18 protein-coding genes are annotated in these 20,437 nt (G+C 71.9%); 3 read left to right on the forward strand and 15 right to left on the reverse strand.

Translation table 11 applies throughout. The annotated features are described in order from the left end of the window. Positions 1 to 292: hypothetical protein (locus CWC38_RS12230; RefSeq protein ID WP_206059861.1), on the forward strand; the 292-nt coding region annotated here is incomplete at its 5' end. Between the two features lie 317 nt (positions 293 to 609). Here the strand turns inward: CWC38_RS12230 and tyrS are convergent. From tyrS to CWC38_RS05980, 7 genes are all read right to left on the reverse strand, one after another. Beyond that, a complete protein-coding gene (gene tyrS / locus CWC38_RS05950) occupies positions 610 to 1,920 on the reverse strand; it encodes a tyrosine--tRNA ligase (protein WP_121845916.1) in 1,311 nt (436 codons plus the stop codon). Between the two features lie 13 nt (positions 1,921 to 1,933). Continuing rightward, entirely contained in the window at positions 1,934 to 4,237 is a 2,304-nt protein-coding gene (locus tag CWC38_RS05955; RefSeq protein WP_121845901.1) for a HelD family protein, read from the reverse strand. A gap of 70 nt (positions 4,238 to 4,307) precedes the next feature. Continuing rightward, entirely contained in the window at positions 4,308 to 4,835 is a 528-nt protein-coding gene (locus CWC38_RS05960) for an adenine phosphoribosyltransferase (RefSeq protein WP_121845902.1), read from the reverse strand. A gap of 39 nt (positions 4,836 to 4,874) precedes the next feature. Beyond that, positions 4,875 to 5,585, reverse strand: a complete 711-nt coding sequence (locus CWC38_RS05965; RefSeq protein WP_121845903.1) for a DNA-3-methyladenine glycosylase — start codon at positions 5,583 to 5,585, stop codon at positions 4,875 to 4,877. Continuing rightward, the gene (argH, locus tag CWC38_RS05970) at positions 5,582 to 7,027 is read right to left on the reverse strand and encodes an argininosuccinate lyase (RefSeq protein WP_121845904.1); all 1,446 of its coding nucleotides are present in this window, start codon (positions 7,025 to 7,027) and stop codon (positions 5,582 to 5,584) included. Before argH ends, CWC38_RS05965 begins: the two co-directional genes overlap by 4 nt. Before the next feature lie 149 nt (positions 7,028 to 7,176). After that, entirely contained in the window at positions 7,177 to 8,382 is a 1,206-nt protein-coding gene (locus tag CWC38_RS05975) for an argininosuccinate synthase (protein WP_121845905.1), read from the reverse strand. Between the two features lie 82 nt (positions 8,383 to 8,464). Further along, positions 8,465 to 9,979: a long-chain-fatty-acid--CoA ligase gene (locus tag CWC38_RS05980; protein WP_121845906.1), complete on the reverse strand. Its 1,515-nt coding sequence runs from the start codon at positions 9,977 to 9,979 to the stop codon at positions 8,465 to 8,467. Positions 9,980 to 10,219: 240 nt separating this feature from the next. Here CWC38_RS05980 and CWC38_RS05985 point away from each other — a divergent pair, with 240 nt between their 5' ends. Further along, complete coding sequence (locus CWC38_RS05985; RefSeq protein WP_121845907.1) at positions 10,220 to 10,651, forward strand: ankyrin repeat domain-containing protein; 432 nt, start codon at positions 10,220 to 10,222, stop codon at positions 10,649 to 10,651. A 57-nt stretch (positions 10,652 to 10,708) separates the two neighbouring features. Here CWC38_RS05985 and CWC38_RS05990 read toward each other — a convergent pair whose 3' ends face one another. The 6 genes from CWC38_RS05990 to argC form a co-directional block, all read right to left on the reverse strand. Beyond that, entirely contained in the window at positions 10,709 to 11,206 is a 498-nt protein-coding gene (locus CWC38_RS05990) for an arginine repressor (RefSeq protein ID WP_121845908.1), read from the reverse strand. Continuing rightward, positions 11,203 to 12,174 (reverse strand): ornithine carbamoyltransferase, encoded by a 972-nt coding sequence (argF, locus tag CWC38_RS05995; RefSeq protein WP_121845909.1) that lies wholly within the window; start codon positions 12,172 to 12,174, stop codon positions 11,203 to 11,205. The genes CWC38_RS05990 and argF overlap by 4 nt, the downstream gene beginning before the upstream one ends. A gap of 67 nt (positions 12,175 to 12,241) precedes the next feature. After that, positions 12,242 to 13,477: an acetylornithine transaminase gene (locus CWC38_RS06000; RefSeq protein ID WP_121845910.1), complete on the reverse strand. Its 1,236-nt coding sequence runs from the start codon at positions 13,475 to 13,477 to the stop codon at positions 12,242 to 12,244. Continuing rightward, positions 13,474 to 14,427, reverse strand: coding sequence for an acetylglutamate kinase (argB, locus tag CWC38_RS06005; RefSeq protein WP_121845911.1), 954 nt, complete (start codon positions 14,425 to 14,427; stop codon positions 13,474 to 13,476). Before argB ends, CWC38_RS06000 begins: the two co-directional genes overlap by 4 nt. Positions 14,428 to 14,438: 11 nt before the next feature. After that, positions 14,439 to 15,674, reverse strand: coding sequence for a bifunctional glutamate N-acetyltransferase/amino-acid acetyltransferase ArgJ (argJ, locus tag CWC38_RS06010; protein ID WP_121845912.1), 1,236 nt, complete (start codon positions 15,672 to 15,674; stop codon positions 14,439 to 14,441). A gap of 44 nt (positions 15,675 to 15,718) precedes the next feature. After that, a complete protein-coding gene (gene argC / locus CWC38_RS06015; RefSeq protein WP_121845913.1) occupies positions 15,719 to 16,768 on the reverse strand; it encodes an N-acetyl-gamma-glutamyl-phosphate reductase in 1,050 nt (349 codons plus the stop codon). Between the two features lie 175 nt (positions 16,769 to 16,943). Between argC and CWC38_RS06020 the strand changes: the two genes are divergently transcribed. Continuing rightward, a complete protein-coding gene (locus CWC38_RS06020) occupies positions 16,944 to 17,918 on the forward strand; it encodes a quinone oxidoreductase family protein (RefSeq protein WP_121845914.1) in 975 nt (324 codons plus the stop codon). Positions 17,919 to 17,952: 34 nt separating this feature from the next. Here the strand turns inward: CWC38_RS06020 and CWC38_RS06025 are convergent, their stop codons facing one another. Both CWC38_RS06025 and pheT read right to left on the reverse strand, forming a co-directional pair. Beyond that, entirely contained in the window at positions 17,953 to 18,561 is a 609-nt protein-coding gene (locus CWC38_RS06025) for a hypothetical protein (RefSeq protein WP_121845915.1), read from the reverse strand. Positions 18,562 to 18,588: 27 nt separating this feature from the next. Continuing rightward, positions 18,589 to 20,437 (reverse strand): phenylalanine--tRNA ligase subunit beta (pheT, locus tag CWC38_RS06030; RefSeq protein WP_121845917.1); only part of this gene is annotated, 1,849 nt, incomplete at its 5' end.

Raw genomic sequence — 20,437 nt, forward strand, 5'->3', positions numbered from 1 at the left:
CCGTCAAAAAAATTCAACAGAAACCACCCACCACAACGTGGCAAGCAGGATCCCAGCTGACACCCAACACCCCAGGAAAACGGGAAAACACCTGCAAGGCATTGGGCCATCAACCAAAAACAATCAATATCTTTGGTATCAACAAACTAGACACACTATTGAGTTGACAAACAACACACCACATCACAGCTCCCCACCACAGGGCCACCACGATCGGTTGTCGGACCACGCCGTCTCGGCGGATCTCGTTGTGATCGTCACTTTCGGGCTTGCCATCTCGGCCCTGCCCTGAAGCGACTCGTCGATCTTAGTTCTTCTCGGTTCGGCGTGTCAACATGACTTCTCACGCTGACTCCCGCTCCCGATCAGGAACTTGGTAACCATGGCATGAACAAGGTCCGAACTCTCGGGCTGATCTTTGCTGGTCACCCCGCGGCAACGGTTCCTTCCGGTACCCTCGCCACGGCGACTCGGAAAACAATACACAGGAGCCGGTACCCGCGCAAAGCGCAGATCCCGGCTCCTGGGGTGTCGATGGATGGACCGCTGTGTCGGTGGCCGCCGGCCACACACCGGCGGACAGGTCCACCGTCCGCCGCGCGAGAGGCGTCAGGGGGCGACGGTCACGGCCGCGAGGTTCTTCTTCCCGCGGCGCAGCAGCGCGAACCGGCCGTGCAGCAGGTCCTGGGCGGAGATCACCGCGTCCTCCCCGGCCACCTTGTGGTTGTTGACGGACACGCCACCCTCCTTGAGAGTGCGCCGGGCCGCGGACTTGGAGTCCGAGAGTCCCGTGGCAACGAGCATGTCCACCACGCTGAGATCCGTCCCCGTGGCGACCGTGGTTCCCGGGAGCGCGTCGGCGACCGCGGTGAGGGTGGCGGCGTCGAGGTCCTCGAACGATCCGCGACCGAAGACCGCCGCCGAGGCCTCGATGGCCTGGCGTGTTGCCTCGCCCCCGTGGACCAGCGTGTTCACGTCCGAGGCCAGGACCCGCTGGGCCTCCCGGCGGTGGGGCTCAGCCTCGGTGAGCCGGCCCAGCTCCTCGATCTCCTCGCGGGTGCGGAAGGTGAACACCTTGAGCCGGTCCACCGCATCGGCGTCCGCGGTGTTGAGCCAGAACTGGTAGAACGCGTACGGCGAGGTGAGCTCCGGGTTGAGCCAGATGGCGTTGCCCTCGGACTTGCCGAACTTGGTGCCGTCCGAGTTGGTGATCAGCGGCGTGCCGATCGCGTGGACGGTGGCACCCTCGGTCTTGCGGACGAGGTCCGTGCCCGAGGTCAGGTTCCCCCACTGGTCCGACCCGCCGGTCTGCAGGACGCAGCCGTACTGCCGGTACAGGTTCAGGAAGTCCAGTCCCTGCAGGATCTGGTAGCTGAACTCGGTGTAGGAGATGCCCTCCTCCGAGTTCAGGCGCTTGGCCACGATGTCCTTCTTGATCATGGTGCCCACGCGGAAGTTCTTGCCGATGTCCCGCAGGAAGTCGATGGCGGACAGCTGCGACGTCCAGTCCAGGTTGTTGACCATGCGAGCGGGGTTCTCACCCTCGAAGGAGAGGAACCGCTGCACCTGCTCGCGCAGCAGGTCCACCCACTCGGCCACGGTCTCCCGGGAGTTCAGGACGCGCTCGGAGGTCTGGCGGGGATCACCGATCAGGCCCGTGGACCCGCCCACGAGACCAATGGGATGGTGCCCGGCGAGCTGCAGCCGGCGCAGCAGCAGCAGCTGGACCAGGTGTCCGAGGTGCAGGGAGGACGCCGTGGGATCGAACCCGCAGTAGTACGTGATGGGCTCACCGTCCAGGGCCGCGCGGAGAGCATCCGGGTCCGTGGAAACCTGGATGAGACCGCGCCAGTTCAGCTCCTCCCAGAGAGAGGTGAAGGACGGGTCGTTGTGCTGCGCGCTGAGATCGGTGGTTGACACGACCACCAATTTATCAGGCGTCGGGGGCGCTCTCCCCGGGTTCCGTGCCGAGTCCTCGCGGCATCCCGTGCGCCGCGACGAGGTGAAGCCGCTGGGTGGGGCGGGTCATCGCCACGTAGAGGTTTCCGGCACCACCGGCGGGGTCCGAGCAGACCTCCCCCGGTTCCACGACCACCACGGAGTCGAACTCCAGACCCTTGGCGTCCCACGGGGTCAGGAGCATGATCCGCCGGTCCAGGCTGCGCATGCCCGCGGCCACCTGGCCGGGGAACGCCCTGTCCAGGGCGGTGCCCACCGCGCCGATTCGGCGCCCGGGGCACACCACGCCCACGAGTCCCCCCGACAACCGCTCCAGCTCGTCGCCCACGCGGGCGACCACGGCCGCGACGGCCTCGGCGTCCGACGCCACCTCGACGACGGCAGGAGGTTCGCCGTCCCGCACGGCCGTGGGATCGGAGACGCTCAGGCCGGCGTCGCGCGCCACGCGGGCCGCGGCGTCGGCAATGGGCTGCGGGGTGCGGTAGTTCACGGTGAGCTCCGCCACCGTGAAGCGGTCCCCCACGAACGGCTCGAGGGCCTCTCCCCACGTGCGGGAGGCTCCCGCGCTGCCCGCCTGGGCGATGTCCCCCACCACGGTGAAGGACTTCAGGGGGCACCGGCGCATCAGGACGCGCCACTGCATGGCGGAGAGCTCCTGCGCCTCGTCCACCACTACGTGCCCGTACGCCCACGTGCGGTCCGACGACGCCGCCTCGGCCGCCGTCATGCGGTGCGGCGCCTCGGCGTTGAACGCGGTGAGCTGCTCCACCGTGACCACGCCCTGCGCGCCGATGTCCTCGAAGCCCTCGGCCATGGCCTCGAGCGCCTTCTGTGCGGACTCCTGGGCCTTGCGCTCCTCCAGGGAGCGGTCCCCGCGCACCTTGATCCCGGCGGACTCGAAGTCGCCGAGCAGCTCGGCGGCCTCGTCCAGCAGCGGGACGTCCGCCACGGTGAGCGGGGCGTCCGCCGGACGCAGCAGCCGGGCCACCTGGGCGTCGTCCAGCTCCGGGGCGGCCGAGCGCAGGTAGTGCTCCTTGGCGAAGAGCTGCGAGACGAGCTGCTGGGGTGTCAGGGGCAGCCAGAGCAGGTTGAGCGCCACCCGGACCTCGCGGGACTGCCGCAGGTCCTCCTTGAGGTAGGAGCGGTCCATCGTGGAGCCGGCCTTCTCGTTGAGCTCCTGGCCCAGGTTCTGCGCGAGCTCCTTGATGACCACTTTGACGAACGTCTCACGGGCCTCGTTGTGGGGCTTGCCGGTGGCGCGCGCGCGTTCGCGGGCCCGCCGCACGAGCGAGCGGGACAGCTTGATGCGGTGCCCGTCCACGGTGAGCCACTGCGAGCGCTGCGGCACCTTCTGCCGGTCCGCGACGGCGCGGGCCACCACGTCCACCATGTGCAGCCCGGACTTCCAGCGGGTGACCCAGGGATCGGTCTCCACGGCACCGTGGACGCCCGGGTAGAGGTCCGCGAGCGAGGACATCACCACGCCGGTCTCGCCCAGGGCGGGCAGAACGCGCTCGATGTACCAGAGGAAGGAGGAGGAGGGTCCGACGATGAGCACGCCGGACTTGGCCAGCCGCTCGCGGTGCTCGTAGAGCAGGAATGCGGCACGGTGCAGCGCCACGGCGGTCTTGCCGGTGCCCGGTCCGCCCTGCACCACGCGCACCCCGGACAGCGGCGCGCGGATGATGCGGTCCTGCTCGGCCTGGATGGTGGCCACGATGTCCGTCATGCGCCCGGTGCGCTCGGAGTTCAGGGCCGCGATCAGGGCGCCCTCACCGTGGACGACCTCGTTCTCGGGCACGGCGTCCGCGTGGAGGACGTCGTCCTCGAGCGCGGTGACCTCCCGCCCGTCCATGATGAGGTGGCGGCGGCGCACGACGTCCATGGGGGTGGCGGCCGTGGCCTGGTAGAAGGCGGCAGCCTCGCGGGCGCGCCAGTCCAGGACGAGGCGCCGGTGGTCCTCCGTGGCGAGTCCGAGCCGCCCCACGTAGTGGCGTTCGCCGTTGCCGGTGTCCAGCCGGCCGAAGACGAGCCGCTCGTCCACGGCGTTGAGCTGGGCGAGACGGTCCTCGTAGTGGGTGGCGAACGCGTCACGCTCCGAGCGCGCCTGGTGCCCGCCGCCGAACTGGGTGGTGCGCACGCGGCGCAGTTCGTCCACGCTGAGCCGCCGCAGCTCGTCCAGCCGGGCGTAGGCCCCGGCCACGTAGCGGCGCTCCAGCTCGAGCTGACCGGACTCTCCCACGGATGCGGATCCCTCCACGCACTTCACCTCACGCACACTGCCGACGGTGCCGGCGGCTCAACCGGCGATCGCCCATCCTACCGCCCGCACGGGACGAGGACGCGGCTCAGACCCGCAGCAGGGCGCGCACGCGGTGTCCCCCGAGCTGGGCGCGCCCGCGCAGGGCGGTGAGCTCCATGATGACGCCGAACCCGGCGACGTTGTACCCGCCGCGGGTGAGCAGGGAGGCCGCCGCACCGAGCGTGCCGCCCGTGGCCAGGACGTCGTCCAGCACGAGCACGCGGGAGCCGCGCGGTGCGTCGTCGGTGTGGATCTCCAGGGTCCCGGTGCCGTACTCGAGGTCGTAGCCCTGGGAGATGGTCTCGCGCGGCAGCTTGCCCGCCTTGCGCACGGGGATGATCCCCGCGCCGGAGGCGTAGGCGACGGCCGCGGCGATCATGAACCCACGGGCCTCCACCCCGGCCACGCAGTCGTACTGCCCGGCGAAGGCGTCCACGAGGGCGTCCACCGTGCGGTGGAAACCGGGCCCGTCCGCGAACAGCGGGGTGAGGTCACGGAACAGCACCCCCGGTTCGGGGTGGTCCGGGATCTTGGCGCACAACCGGTCGATCATCTGCTCCACGGATTCAGTCACCCGCCCATGGTATCCGCGGCGCCGCCTCCCGCGTGCGTCCTACCGCGTCCGGCGCCGCTTCACGGCGGCCTTGCGGTACGGGGAGACCGTGGGGTCCCCGCGCAGCGCGAAGCGCCACGGGAACGCGTCCGTCCCGCCCTCCCCGGAGACACCCGTGCGTGCGGTCACGACGACGTCGCCCGCGGCCTCCTCGGGCAGCACGAGTCCTGTCCAGGGCAGCTGCGTCCGGGAGTCGACCTCCTCACGGGCCCGCGCCACCGGATCCCGTGCCGCACCGAGGTCCAGGAGGGTGGCGCCGTCGTCCTCCCGGTCCAGACCGAGGGCCTGGGCCGCGTTGCCCGGGCCGCGTGCGAGCCCCGCGAAGGGCGGCACCGTGCTGCGGGTGGTGAGCCGACGCCGCGTGGCGGTCTCCTCCCCCAGGACCACCTCCCCGGCGCGGATGAGGATTCCGCCCCCGGTGCCCTCGGGGCGGCACACGAAGTTCACGGCGTGGTGCAACCCGTACGTGAAGTAGACGTAGACGTGGCCGGGAGGGCCGAACATGGACGCGTTGCGGGCGGTGCGTCCCCGGTAGGTGTGGGCCCCGGGGTCCGGCAGGTCCGAGTCGTGCTGTCCCCCGTACGCCTCCAGCTCCGTGAGCCGCAGCGCCACCGTCCCGCCCTCCCGCGCGCAGACCAGCACGGCGTCGAGCAGGCGGGGAGCGACGTCGGGCGCCGGGGCGAGCAGCAGGTCGTGGAGCGGGACCGTCACGAGACCACGGGCTCACGGTGCGCGAACTCCGCCACCTCGGCGAGCTGGCGCTCGAGCTCGGCCAGCTGTCGCTGGACGGCCTCGGGAGCCGTCCCACCCTGCGAGCCTCGGGAGGCCAACGAACCGGCCACCGTGAGCACCTCGCGCACGCCCGGGGTGAGGTGCGGGGAGATGGCCGCGAACTGCTCGTCCGTGAGGTCCCACAGCTCCACGCCCTGCTCCTCGCAGACCCGCACGGCCGCACCGGAGATCTCGTGGGCCTCGCGGAACGGGACGCCCTGGCGCACGAGCCACTCGGCCACGTCCGTGGCGAGCGCGAAGCCCTGGGGTGCGAGCTCGGCGAGCCGCTCGGTGTGGAACTGGAGCGTGCCCATCATCCCGGCCACGGCCGGCAGCAGCACCTCGAGCTGGTCGATCGCGTCGAAGACCGGCTCCTTGTCCTCCTGCAGGTCCCGGTTGTACGCGAGCGGCAGCCCCTTGAGCGTGGCGAGCAGCCCCGTGAGGTCCCCGATGAGCCGCCCCGCCTTGCCCCGGGCGAGCTCCGCGACGTCCGGGTTCTTCTTCTGGGGCATGATCGACGAGCCCGTGGAGTAGGCGTCGTCCAGGGTGACGAACGAGAACTCCTTGGTGGCCCACGTGGTGACCTCCTCGCTCATGCGGGAGACGTCCACCGCGGCCATGGCGCACACCCACGCGAACTCGGCGTAGACGTCGCGGGAGGCGGTGCCGTCGATCGAGTTGTGGACGGCGGAGTCGAAGCGCAGCTCCGCGGCGACGGCGTTCGGGTCCAGTCCGAGCGAGGAGCCTGCGAGCGCCCCGGAGCCGTAGGGGGAGACGGCCGCGCGCCGGTCCCAGTCCACGAGCCGCTGGACATCGCGCAGCACGGCCCACGCGTGCGCGAGCAGGTGGTGGGACAGCAGGACGGGCTGCGCGTGCTGCAGGTGCGTGCGCCCGGGCATGGGGGCGTTCGGGTGCCGGCGCGCCTGCTCCACGAGCGCAGTCACGACGTCCAGCAGGTTGCGGGCGATGACCGCGGCGTGGTCCCGCAGGTACATCCGTCCGAGGGTGGCGATCTGGTCGTTGCGGGAGCGGCCCGCGCGCAGCTTGCCGCCCAGCTGCGGTCCGGCCCGCTCGATGAGCCCCCGCTCGAGGCAGCCGTGGACGTCCTCGTCCGAGGGTGCGGGCGCGTAGGCCCCGCTGCGCACGTCCGCCTCGAGCCGGTCCAGGGCCTGGAGCATTCCCGCCAGCTCGGCCTCGTCCAGCAGGCCCGCGGTGTGCAGGACCCGGGCGTGGGCGCGGGAACCGGCGATGTCGTACGGCGCGAGCCGCCAGTCGAACTGGGTGGAGCGGCTCAGCTCCGCGAGCGCATCCGCCGGTCCCCCGGCGAAGCGACCGCCCCACAGGGCGCCCTCGTTGGTTCCGTGCTGCTCGTGCTGGGCCATGGTGCTCCTCGCTGACGTGTGCTGGGTGGTGCGTGCGGCCGGGGACGACGGCGCCCGGCGCAGTGAACGGCCGGGCCCCAGTCTAGGAGCCCGGCCGTCGTGGACCGCCGTGGTGGCGGGGGGCCGCGGTGCCGCGCGGCCGGAGGCGATCAGTTCCCGGCGAGTCCCTGCTCGCGGCGGGAGGCGACCTTGGAGGACATGCCGAACAGCTCGATGAAGCCGCGGGCGTTGGACTGGTCGAACGAGTCGCCCTCGTCGTAGGTGGCCAGGTTGAAGTCGTACAGCCCCGTCTCCGAGCGCCGCCCGGTCACGGTGGCGCGGCCCGCGTGCAGCTCCATGCGGATGTCGCCGTTGACGTAGGTCTGGGTGTCCTCGATGAACACGTCCAGGGACTTCTTCAGCGGGGAGAACCACTGGCCGTCGTACACGAGCTCGGTCCAGCGCTGGCCCACGGTCTTCTTGAAGCGGGCCTGCTCGCGCTCGACCGTCACGTTCTCCAGCTCCCGGTGCGCGGCGATCAGGGCCATGGCACCCGGGGCCTCGTAGATCTCACGGGACTTGATGCCCACGAGACGGTCCTCCACGATGTCGATGCGTCCGACGCCCTGGGCACCGGCACGGCGGTTCATCTCCTGGATGGCCTGCAGCGGGGTCACGGGCTTGCCGTCGAGGGCCACGGGGACACCCTTCTCGAAGGTGATGACCACCTCGTCCGCGGCGGGCGGGAACGTGGGGTCGTCCGTGTAGTCGTACACGTCCTTGGTGGGCCCGTTCCAGATGTCCTCCAGGAAGCCCGTCTCCACGGCACGACCCCACACGTTCTGGTCGATCGAGAACGGGTTCTTCTTGGTGGTGGCAATCGGGAGGCTGTTCTTCTCCGCGTAGGAGATGGCCTTCTCACGGGTCAGCGCGAGGTCCCGCACCGGGGCGATGCACTTGAGGTCCGGGCCGAGCGTCTGGATGCCCACCTCGAAGCGGACCTGGTCGTTGCCCTTGCCCGTGCAGCCGTGGGCCACCGTGGTGGCGCCGAACTGCTGCGCCGCCTGCACGAGGTGCTTGACGATCACCGGGCGGGAGACCGCCGAGACGAGCGGGTACGAGTCCATGTACAGGCCGTTGGCCTTCAGGGCGGGCATGCAGTACTCGGTGGCGAACTCGTCCCGGGCGTCCGCCACGTAGGCCTCCACGGCACCGCAGTCCAGCGCCCGCTGGCGGATGGTCTCCAGGTCCTCGCCGCCCTGGCCGACGTCCACGGCCACGGCGATCACCTCGGCCCCGGTGGCCTCACCGATCCACCCGATGGCCACGGACGTGTCCAGTCCACCCGAATAGGCCAGTACAACCCGATCGCTCACGGCGCTCTCCCAACTGCTCTACGACACTGACTGCACGGGTCGTGCCCGCGCTTCATGCATGACTATACACAACTGTCATTATTTATGCATCGAGCGTCAGTTCGCGCTTGAGGATCTTGCCCGTGGGGCCCTTGGGCAGCTCGTCCGTGAGGCGGTAGATGCGGGGGTACTTGTACTTGGCCACCCGTTCCTGCACGAACGCGTCCAGCTCCCGGGTCAGCTCCTCGCGGTCCCTGGAGTCGAGCACGCCGGACTCGAAGACCACGACGGCGCCCACCTCCTCGCCGTGCTTCTCGCTGGGGACGCCCACCACGGCCGCCTCCACGACGCCCGGGAACTGGTAGATGACCTCCTCCACCTCCCGCGGGTACACGTTGTAGCCGCCCCGCAGGATCATGTCCTTCTTGCGGTCCACGATGAAGAACGCGCCGTCCTCGTCCTGGCGCGCCATGTCACCGGTGTGGAACCAGCCGCCGCGCATGGCCTCCTCCGTGGCCTCCGGCTTGTGCCAGTAGCCCTTCATGACGTACTGCCCGCGCACCACGAGCTCGCCCACCTCGTTGGTGGGGACCACGTGGTCGTCACCGTCGACCACGCGCAGCTCGGCACCGCGCACGGCGGTGCCGATGGAGCCGGGCTTGCGCACGTCGCCCGGCTGGTTGAAGCAGACCACCGGCGAGGTCTCGGACAGGCCGTAGCCCTCGAACACGGTGGTGTCGAAGACCTTCTCGAACTTGGCCATCACCTCCACGGGCATGGGGGACCCGCCGGAGACTCCCGCGCGCAGGTCGATGCCCTCGACCGCCTGCGAGTCCTGGCCCGCCTGGTGCAGCAGCGCCACGTACATGGTGGGGACGCCCGCGAAGATGGTGACCGCGTCACGGCGCAGGATCTCCAGCGCCTTGGCCGGGTGGAACCGGGGCAGCAGGGTGACGGCGGCGCCGCTGCAGATCACCCCGTTGAGCGCCACGGTCTGGCCGAACACGTGGAAGAAGGGCAGTCCTCCGAACATCACGTCCCCGTGGTGCAGGTCGAACAGCTCCCCCGAGACCTCCGCGTTCGTGCGCAGGTTGTGGTGGGTCAGCTCCGCACCCTTGGGACGCCCCGTGGTGCCCGAGGTGTAGAGCAGCACGGCGGTGTCGGAGTCCTCGCGCGCCTCCACCTCCGTGACCGGCTCCACGGACTGCAGGTGCCCCACGGTGCCGCGGGCACTGATGGGCAGGACGCTGAGCCCCTCGACCTCCTCGGCGGCCTTCTGGCTCGCCTCGGCCATGTCCTCCCAGGCCAGCACGAACGTGGCCCCGGAGTCCTGGAAGTGGTAGGTCAGCTCCCGCGGGGTCAGCAGCGGGTTCAGCGGCACCACGACACCGCCGGCGCGCAGGATCGCGTAGTACAGCACCGCCATGTGCGGAACGTTGGGCAGCACCAGAGCCACCCGGTCCCCCGGCCGGATGCCGTTGGCCTTGAGCAGCGCCGCACCGCGCGCGGAGAGGTCGTCGAGCTGCCCGTAGGTCAGGTGCAGCTCGTCCAGGATGACCGCCGACTCGGAGGCGTACTGGGCGGCCGACGTGGTGAGCAGGGTGGCCAGGTTGGTCATGGATCCTCCAGGAAGATGTGTGAGTTCTACCACGTGATACTGCCCGTATCGGATATCCGAGTCAAACCTCCGGGGCCCCGCCCCCGGCCAGGAGAAGGCCTACTCGCGGGTCCCGTGGGAGACTGGACGGCACCGGCCCGGCCGGGCCCGGACTCTGCGTGCCAGCGGTCCCCGGACCGGCACGAGACCAGCCGTCACGCGGGCCACCCCGCCGCGACCCCAGCCCGAAAGGACGTTTCCGTGACCACCCCGCACCACGAGCCCACGGCCCCCCGGTTCACCGACGAGGAGCTCGCGTACGTGGCCTCGCTCTTCGACGCCGCCCGCAACGGTGACACCGCTCTGCTGAGCTCGGCGATCGACGCCGGCGTCCCCGTGAACCTCACCAACGACAAGGGCGACACGCTGCTCAACCTCGCCGCGTACCTCGAGCGGCAGGAGACGGTGGCCATGCTGCTCGCGCGGGGTGCGGACACCGAGCGGGTGAGTGACATGGGCTTCACCGCCCTGGTGTGCGCGGTGTTCCGTGGCAACGAGCCGATCGCTCGGGCGCTGCTGGAGGCCGGCGCCGGTCAGGGCACGGGCCACCAGCACGCCCAGGACGTGGCCAGGGTCTTCGGGCAGGAGCACCTGCTGCCGCTGCTCGAGAGCTACGAGACCCGCCAGGCCTGACGCGCGGGGCGCGCCGCCGCGCCCGGAACCCGGCCCGGCGGCGTCGTGGGCGCCTGCTCAGCGAGAGAGGTCCAGGAACCGCTGGGCCAGCGCGGCGCCACCCTGCGGGTCGCGGCTGACCACCATGATGGTGTCGTCGCCCGCGATGGTGCCCAGGATCTCCGGGTCCACGGAGTGGTCGATCGCCGAGGCGAAGTACTGTGCGGCCCCCGGCGGGGTCCGCAGGATCACGAGGTTCGCGCTGCCCTCCGCGGTCACGAGCAGCTCGCGGCACAGCGCGGCGAGCTTGGCCTCCGTGCTCTCCCGCGTGATGCCGCTCGCGGGCGAGCGGTCCGCCCCCGCGCGCGGCACCGCGTAGACCATTCCCCCGCGCTCGGAGCGCACGCGCACCGCCTCGAGCTCCACGAGGTCCCGTGAGAGGGTGGCCTGCGTGACCTGGATGCCGTCCGCCGCGAGCAGCTCCGCGAGCTCCGCCTGCGAGTGCACGTCTCCCCCGGTCACGAGCTCCAGGATCCGGGCCTGGCGCGCGGTCTTGGTGGTGGGGATGCCGCTCATCGCGTCTCCTCGCGTCGGAGGGCCGCGGGCAGGTCCGCCGAGAGCCCCGAGGAGTCCAGGAGGAACGTGAGCAGCGCCTTCTGCGCGTGCAGCCGGTTCTCCGCCTCGTCCCACACGAGCGAGGCCGGGCCGTCGATGACCTCCGCGGCCACCTCCAGGCCCCGGTAGGCGGGCAGGCAGTGCAGGAACACGGCGTCCTGGGCCGCGAGCGCCATCGCCTCGGCGGTCACGGAGTAGGCCGCGAAGATCTCGGTGCGTTCCGCCTTCTCGCTCTCCTGCCCCATGGACACCCACGTGTCCGTCACGACGGCGTCCGCGCCCGCGAGCGCCTCCCGCGCGTCCGTGGTGACGAGCACCGAGCCGCCCGTGGCCCCGGCACGCTCCCGGGCTGCGGCCACGACGTCCTCGCGCGGCAGGTACCCCTCCGGTCCGGCCACGCGCACGTGCATCCCGGCGGTGGCGCAGCCCAGGAGGTAGGAGTTGGCCATGTTGTTCGCGGCGTCCCCCACGTACGCCAGCGTGCGGCCCGCGAGGTCCCCGAAGTGCTCCCGGAGCGTGAGCAGGTCCGCGAGGATCTGGCACGGGTGGTAGTCGTCGGACAGGCCGTTGACCACCGGCACCGTGCTGTGCTCGGCCATCTCCTCCAGCCCCGCCTGCTCGTAGGTGCGCCACACCACGGCGGCGAGCATGCGGGAGAACACGCGGGCGCTGTCCGCAATGCTCTCCTTGTGCCCCAGCTGCGACTCCCCCGGGTTGATGATCAGGGGGCTGCCCCCGAGGTCGCTGACCCCGGTGGCGAAGGACACGCGGGTGCGCGTGGAGGTCTTGTCGAAGACCACACCCACGGTCTGGGGCCCGGCCAGCGGGCGGCGGGAGAAACGGTCCGCCTTGAGGGATGCGGCGAGGTCCAGGACGCTCGCCTGCTCGTCGGGGGTGAGGTCGGTGTCGACCAGGAAGTGACGCGTCACGCCGGGTTCTCCTTCGGTTGCCGGCCCGGTGAGGGCCGGGGTCGCTCGTACGGTGAGGGGGATGCGTTCACGCGGACCGGCACTGCTCCAGCAGCCCGGGCAGCGCATCGGCGAACGTGTCCACCTCCGCGGTGGTGATGATCAGCGGCGGCGCGAGCCGCACGGTGGCCGGACCCGTGGCGTTGACGATGAACCCCGCGGACCGGGCGGCCGCCACGAGACGCGGGGCCACGGCGTCGTCGGCGTGCTGCTGCGAGAGGTCCACGCCCAGCAGCAGGCCGTGCTGACGCACCTCGACGACGCCGGGCACCGCCCGCAGCCGCACGGCGAGGTGCTCCCCCACGGTGCGCGCGCCGGCGAGCAGCCCCTCGGCCTCGATGGTCTCGAGCGTGGCGAGACCCGCGGCCGCGGCCAGGGGATTGCCGCCGAACGTGGTGCCGTGCTGGCCCGCCGTGAGCAGCTGCGAGACCTCGGGGCCCGCGGTCAGCAGGGCACCCACGGGGAAGCCGCCGCCGAGACCCTTGGCAAGGGTCACCGCGTCCGGGAACTCTCCCGCCGGCAGCTGGGCCGTGGCGGCGAGCCACGCGCCGGTGCGGCCCATCCCCGACTGCACCTCGTCCACCACCAGCAGGACGCCCCGCTCTCGCGTGAGCTCCCGGGCGCGGGCGAGAAAGCCCTCCGGCAGGCCGCGGACGCCGGCCTCTCCCTGGACGGGTTCCACGAAGACCGCGGCCACGGTGTCGTCGAGCGCGGCGTCGAGGGCCTCCGCCGTGGCGGGCACGTGGGTGACGCCACCCGGCAGGGGTTCGAACGGTGCACGGTAGGCCTCCTTGGCCGTGAGCGCGAGGGAGCCCATGGTGCGGCCGTGGAACGCGTGCTCCAGGGCGATCACGCGTTCCCGGGGCCGGCCGTGCGCGTCCGGGTGGGCTCGGCCGTGACTGCGGGCCAGCTTGAACGCGGCCTCGTTCGCCTCCGAGCCGGAGTTCGCGAAGAACACGTGGGAGCCCTCCGGTGCCCCCGTGACCTCGGTGAGGCGGCGGGCCAGCTCGATGCTGCCCGGGGACGTGAACAGGTTGGAGATGTGCGCGAGGCGCCCCGCCTGCTCCGACACGGCGCGCACCCACGCGGGGTGCGCGTGGCCCAGCGCGTTCACGGCGATGCCCGCGAGCAGGTCCAGGTAGCGGGTGCCGTTCGCGTCCGTGACGTGGCAGCCCTCCCCCGAGACGAGCACGAGCGAGGGATCGCCGAACACCCCCAGGAGGTTGTCCCGGTACTGCTCCAGCAGATCCTCCTGGTGACTCATGCGCGGTCCTCCCCGTCCGGTGCGACTTCCGTTCCGATCCCCGTGTCCGTGAAGATCTCCAGCAGGGACGAGTGCGGCGAGCGCCCGTCCACGATGCTCGCGCGCGGCACCCCGCCCTCCACGGCGCGCAGGGCCGCACGCATCTTGGGGATCATCCCCGCCTCGAGCGCGGGCAGCATCTCCCGCAGCTCCCCCGCGGTCAGGGAGGAGATCAGCGACGAGCGGTCCGGCCAGTTCGCGTAGAGGCCCTCCACGTCCGTGAGCGCCACGAACTTCTCCGCCCCCAGGGCCACGGCGACCTCCGCGGCGGCGGTGTCCGCGTTGACGTTGAGCACCTGGCCCGTGAGCGCGCCGAGGCCCGCCGCGGCGTCGTCGTCCGTCTCCGCGAGCTCGGGGGCGACCGAGGCGATCACCGGGATCTTGCCGATGTCCAGCAGCTGCTCGACCGCGGCCGTGTTGACCCGCGTGACGGTGCCCACGAGACCGAGGTCCAGCGGGGCGCCGTCGGAGCCCGTGCGCACGCGCCGCGCCTGCAGCAGTCCGGCGTCCTCGCCCGACATGCCCACCGCGTAGGGGCCGTGGGCGTTGATCAGGCCCACGAGCTCCCGGCCCACCTGGCCGGTGAGCACCATGCGGATCACGCTCATGGCCGCCTCGGAGGTCACCCGCAGCCCGTCGCGGAACTCGGAGTGGATGCCCAGGGAGTCGAGCATCGTGCTGATCTGCGGGCCGCCGCCGTGGACCACGACCGGGCGGATGCCCACGTGGCGCAGGAAGACGATGTCCTGCGCGAACGCGCGGCGCAGATCGTCGTTGACCATGGCGTTGCCGCCGTACTTGAAGACCATGGTGGAGCCGGCGTAGCGCTGGATCCACGGCAGGGCCTCCATGAGGGTCTCGGCCTTGGTGCGGGCCGTCTCGTACCTGGTGCTGTCGCTGAGTCGTGACATGGTGCGGCGCGCTAGCTGGAGTAGGCGCTGTTCTCCTCGACGTAGTCGTGGGTGAGGTCGTTGGTCCACACGGTGGCCCGTGCGTCCCCGGTCTTGAGGTCGATCTCGACGTCCACCGCGCGCGACGCCGCGAGATCCACGCCCTCGCGCGGGTCCCCGATGGCGCCGTTGCGGCACACGGTCACGCCGTTGATCGTGACGTCCAGGCGGTCCGGGTCGAACTGCGCCTGCGTGGTGCCCACCGCGGAAAGCACCCGGCCCCAGTTCGGGTCGTTGCCGAAGACCGCGGTCTTGAACAGGTTGGAGCGGGCGACGGCGCGGGAGACGTCCTCCGCCTCGGTCTCGGTGGCCGCGCCCACCGTGGTGACGGCGATGTCGTGCGCGGCTCCCTCGGCATCCGTGATGAGCTGCTGGGCCAGGCTGTGGCACACGGCGGTCAGCGCGCGGGTGAACTCCTCCTGCTCGGGCACCCGCCCGGACGCCCCGGAGGCCATGAGCACCACGGTGTCGTTGGTGGACATGCAGCCGTCCGAGTCCGTGCGGTTGAACGTCACCCGGCACGCCTGGCCCAGGGCCGCGGACAGGGAGTCGGCGGGCAGCAGTGCGTCCGTGGTGAGCACCACCAGCATGGTGGCCAGCCCCGGCGCGAGCATCCCCGCACCCTTGGCCATGCCACCGACGGTCCAGCCGGAGCCGCCCGCGCAGGCCTGCTTGGGGACCGTGTCCGTGGTCATGATCGCCGTGGCTGCGGACAGCCCTGCCTGCTGTCCTGCGGCGAGCGCGGCCACCGCCTCCGGGACGCCGCGGCGCACGACGTCCATGGGCAGCTGCTCCCCGATCAGGCCCGTGGAGCACACGAGCACGTCCCCGGCGCCGATCCCCAGTCCCTGCGCCACGAGCTCCGCCGTGGTGTGGGTGTTCTGGAAGCCCTCCGGGCCCGTGCACGCGTTCGCCCCCCCGGAGTTGAGCACCACGGCGCGGGCGTTGCCCTGCCGGGCCACTTCGCGGGACCAATGCACGGGCGCGGCCGCCACGCGGTTGGAAGTGAACTGCGCGGCGACGGCGTGCTCCGGGCCGTTGTTCACCACGAGGGCGAGGTCCGTGCCGCCGGACTTCTTGACCCCCGCCTCAACACCGGCCGCGGTGAATCCCGCGGCGGCGCACACGCCGGCCTCGGTGGACACCGGCACCGTGTGGACGGGGCCGCGGTCGCCGGGTCCTGCGGCGGCGGAGGGAATCTCTGTCATGTCTGCTCCTGTTCGGGACGACGGGACGGGGTGGTGGACGCCGGTCACGGGGCGATCCCCTGGCCCGTGAGACCCGTGGTCTCCGGCAGCCCGAGAGCCAGGTTGAGGGACTGCACCGCAGCACCCGCCGTCCCCTTGGTGAGGTTGTCGAGGACCGTGCTCACCACGAGCCGCCCGGCGTGGTGGTCCACCGCGAGCTGCAGGGCCACGTGGTTGGACGCCTGGACCGACTTGGTGGTGGGCCACTGCCCCTCCGGCAGGACGTGCACGAACGGCTCGTCCCCGTAGGCGGCGTCGTAGACCTCGCGCACGCGGGCGTCGTCGACGCCGGGGCGCAGGACGGCCGTGGCCGTGGTGAGGATGCCGCGCGGCATGGGGGCCAGGGTGGGGGTGAAGGACAGGGTCACGTCCTGTCCGCCCGCCGCGGCGAGCCCCTGCTCGATCTCGGGGGTGTGACGGTGCCCGCCACCCACACCGTACGGGGACATGCCGCCCATGGTCTCCGCCCCCAGCAGGTGCGGCTTGGCCGCCTTGCCAGCGCCCGAGGTCCCGGAGGCGGAGACGACCACGAGGTCCTGCGGGGCCACGAGGCCCGCGGCGAGCGCCGGGGCGAGGGCGAGCAGGGACCCTGTGGGGTAGCAGCCGGGCACGGCGATCCGTGTGGCACCGCGCAGGGCCTCCCGCTGCTTGCCGCCCCGGGGGTCCGTGACGAGCTCGGGCAGCCCGTAGGGCCACGTGCCCGCGTGCTCGGTGCCGTAGAACTTCTCCCACGCGCTCGCGGACGTGAGCCTGTGGTCCGCCCCGGCGTCCACGACCACGGTGCCCTCGGGCAGCGCGGCCGCCACCGCCGCGGACTGGCCGTGCGGCAGCGCGAGGAACACGACGTCGTGGCCCGCGAGGTTCTCCGCCGTGGTGTCCACGACGGTGCGGTCCGCGAGAGCGTGCAGGTGGGGCTGGAGCTCACCGAGACGGCGACCGGCCGAGGAGTGCGCGGCCACGGTGGTGATCTCGATGTCGGGGTGCCCGCACAGCAGGCGGAGCACCTCGCCCCCGGCGTATCCGGTGGCCCCTGAGACGGCTGCGGTGTAGGTCATGGCTCCACCATAGCGTATTTCTATGCATGCCACCCGATATTTATTCATTGCCCAGTTGGACGCGCCGGCACCAGTCAACCGTGCGGCGCATCCCGGCGCCTCCGCTTGGCCCGAGCGACCGCGCGGAGCGACACTGGTCGGGTCACACCACCCCGCCCACCGGAGGAGCGCACCCATGAACGAGACCATGCAGGTCATCTCGGCGGAACGGGCCGGAGGACCGGACGTGCTGCGCGTCGGCACGCAGGACGTCCCCGAGCCGGGCCCGCGGCAGGTGCTCGTGCGCACGGAGGCCACGGGCGTGAACTTCATCGAGACCTACCAGCGGGCGGGCGTCTACCCGGTCTCCTACCCGTTCGTCCCCGGAACCGAGGGCTGCGGCGAGGTGGTGGCCGTGGGCGCGGACGTCACGGAGGTGGCCGTGGGCCAGCGCATTGCCACGGCCGAGGCCTCGCGCACCTATGCGGAGCACTTCCTGGTGGACGCGGACAGGACACTGCCCGTGCCCGCGGACATGGACCCCCGCGTGGCGGCCGCCCTGCCCCTGCAGGGACTCACGGCCCACTACCTGGTGCGCTCCACGTTCCCCGTGGGTCCCGGGCACACGGCGGTGATCACGGCGGCCTCCGGCGGTGTGGGCGGCCTGGCCATCCAGCTCATGAAGCGGGTGGGGGCCACGGTGATCGCGCTCACGTCCACCCCGGAGAAGGCGGAGACGGCCCGCGGGCTCGGGGCGGACCACGTGCTGCCCTACGAGGACTTCGCCTCCGGCGTGCGTGAGCTGACCGACGGCGCGGGGGCGGACGTGGTCTACGACTCCGTGGGCCGTGCCACCTTCGACGCGTCCCTGAAGGCCACACGGGTGCGGGGCACCACGGTGCTCTTCGGCGGCGCCTCCGGGCAGGTGCCACCGTTCGACCTGCAGCGCCTCAACAGCGAGGGCGGGCTGTACGTCACCCGCCCGTCGCTCGCGCACTACACGCGCGACGCCGAGGAGCGGCAGTGGCGCTGGCGCGACCTCGTGGACGCGGTGGGCGACGGCGCCCTGACCGTCCGCGTGGGCGGCACCTATCCCCTGGCCGACGCCGCCGCGGCCCACCGCGACCTGGAGTCCCGGGCCACGCAGGGCAAGCTGCTGCTGATCCCGTGACCCCCCGTTCCGGGGTCCTCGACCCCCGCTGGGCTCAGACGTCCGCGCGGACCGAGTGGTGCACGCGCCGCACGCCCCACACCGTGAGGCCTGCACAGAGCAGCGCCGCGACCGCCCACGCACCGGCCTTGACCCGCTGGCCCGTGACCGTGGAGTCCGTGACCCCGTCCGTGCCGTAGCTGCCGGGCTCGTCCGTCTCCACCACCGTGAGCTTCCCGTGCCGGACGGCGAGCAGGGCGTGCACCTCCCGGGGGAAGTCGGAGTCCTGCACACCGGTCTGGGTGCCCCGGAACGTGATCTGGTCCCCCTCGGCCTTCTTCACCGGGTCGTTGAGCCGGTTGTCGAAGGGGTACTTCTCCACCAGGTCGTTCCGGGGCATCACGCCCGAGTAGATCCCGTTGTAGTCCCGGGTGTCCAGGTCCTTGGTGAGGGTCTGGTACGTCCCGGAGACCACCATGGACTCCCCCGCCCAGTCCTCGAGGTGGGAGGCCTTCTCGAAGGACAGGGCGGACAGCAGCCCCAGCACCAGACTCACCACGGCACCCACCAGGACGACGAGCACGATCGTCCACCCCCGGGACGCGGGAGCACGTTCGTCCTGCTGCTCGTGGAAGTCGATGAGTTCGGGGGAATCGTGGGGCACGGTGCTCCTCGTGGTGGGGGAAGGGGATCAGGAGCGGATCTCGGCGCCGTGCTCCCGGCGTGCAGCGGCCACCGCGGCCTCGCGCGCCTCGGAGGCCTCGTCCGCAGTGAGCGTGCGGTCCGGGGCGCGGAAGCGCAGGGCGATGGCCACGGACTTGTCGCCCTCCGGGATGCCCTTGCCCGCGTACACGTCGAAGATCTCCGCGGACTCCAGCAGCTCACCCGCGCCGCGGCGCACGGTGTCCAGCAGGTCCGCGGCGGCAACCTCGGAGGGCACCACGAGTGCCACGTCCTGGGTGGCCGCGGGGTAGCCGGAGATCGGCTGCGCCGCGACGGCCGAGGGCTCCCGGTCCAGCAGGGCGGACAGGTCCAGCTCCACCGCACACGTCCGCTCGGGGAGACCCTGCGAGGCCACGAGCTGGGGATGCAGCTCGCCGGCCACGCCGATCACCGCGCCGTCGGCCGTGCTCAGCCGCGCGGTGCGTCCGGGGTGGAACGCCGCGTGCTGGCCCTGCGTGACCCGCAGCTCCACGCCCACGCTGCGCGCCGCCAGCGCGGCAACGTCCAGGGCGTCCTGCCAGTCCAGGGCCCGCGGAGCGACCCACGGACCGGCCGCGGTGTCGTGGCCGGTGAGCACGGCCGCGAGCTTGCGCGGCTGCGCGGGCACGGCGGCATGGAGCCGTGAGAGCTCCTCGTCCCCGGGACGCACGCCCAGCGGCGGGGCGGGGTGCGTGTCCGCCGTGTGGGAATCCGCCAGGAACACGTGGCCGATCTCGTACAGCGCGAGGTCGCGGAAGCCGCGCGCGTGGTTGCGCTTGAGCACCTCCACGAGCCCGGGCAACACGCTCGTGCGCAGCAGGGGCCGGGCCTCGCTGATGGGGTTGGCCAGCTTGACGGACGGCACGTGGGAGCCGTCAGCGCTGCTCCAGAGGTCGTTCTCCGCCTGGGAGACGAACGGGTAGCTGAGCACCTCGGTCAGACCGGCCGCCGCGAGGGTGTTGGCCACGCGGCGTCGCGCGGTCTGCGAGCGCGTGAACCCGCGGCCCGGTGGGGCAACGGGCAGCCGGTCCGGGATCCGGTCGTAGCCGTCGAGGCGGGCGATCTCCTCGACCAGGTCCTCCTTCTCCGTGAGGTCGGGGCGCCAGGACGGCGGGGTCACGGTCCAGCCGTCGGCGGTCTCCGTGACGTCCGCACCGATGGCTGTGAGCGTGCGCTCGACGACCTCCGGCGAGTAGTCCACGCCCACGCGCGCGGTGGGGTATCCCGCGGGGAGCTCGATCGGCGCGGGGGCGTCAGTGTGGTCCACGTCCGTGACCCGACCGGTGTCGGTGCCGCCGGCCAGCTCCACGAGCAGGTCCGCCACGCGCTGCGCGGCCACCGGTGCGAGCTGCGGGTCCACCCCGCGCTCGTAGCGCTTGGAGGCCTCCGAGGGCAGCTTGTGGCGGCGCGCGGTGCGCGCGACCGAGACCTCGTCGAAGCGTGCGGCCTCCACCAGGATGCGGGTGGTGGACTCCCCCACCTCGGTGGCGGCGCCTCCCATGACGCCCGCGAGCCCGATGGCGCCGGAGTCGTCCGCGATCACGAGGTCCTCGGCGTCCAGCGCACGGTCCCTGCCGTCCAGCGTGGTGAGATTCTCACCCGCGGCGGCCCGGCGCACGGTGATCCCGCCCTGCACGCTGTCCGCGTCGTAGGTGTGGATGGGCTGGCCGTACTCGAGCATCACGTAGTTGGAGATGTCCACGGGCAGGCTCACGGAGCGGATGCCGGCGAGCCGCAGCCGGGAGGCCAGCCAGGGCGGGATCACCGTGCGCCGGGCCGCCGCGGGTGAGAATCTCACCACGCTGGACGGCAGGGACCGTGCGCTGGACGCCGAGGAC

Origin of the sequence: Kocuria tytonicola (assembly GCF_003687455.1) — a bacterium.
GTDB classification, from domain to species: Bacteria; Actinomycetota; Actinomycetes; order Actinomycetales; family Micrococcaceae; genus Kocuria; species Kocuria tytonicola.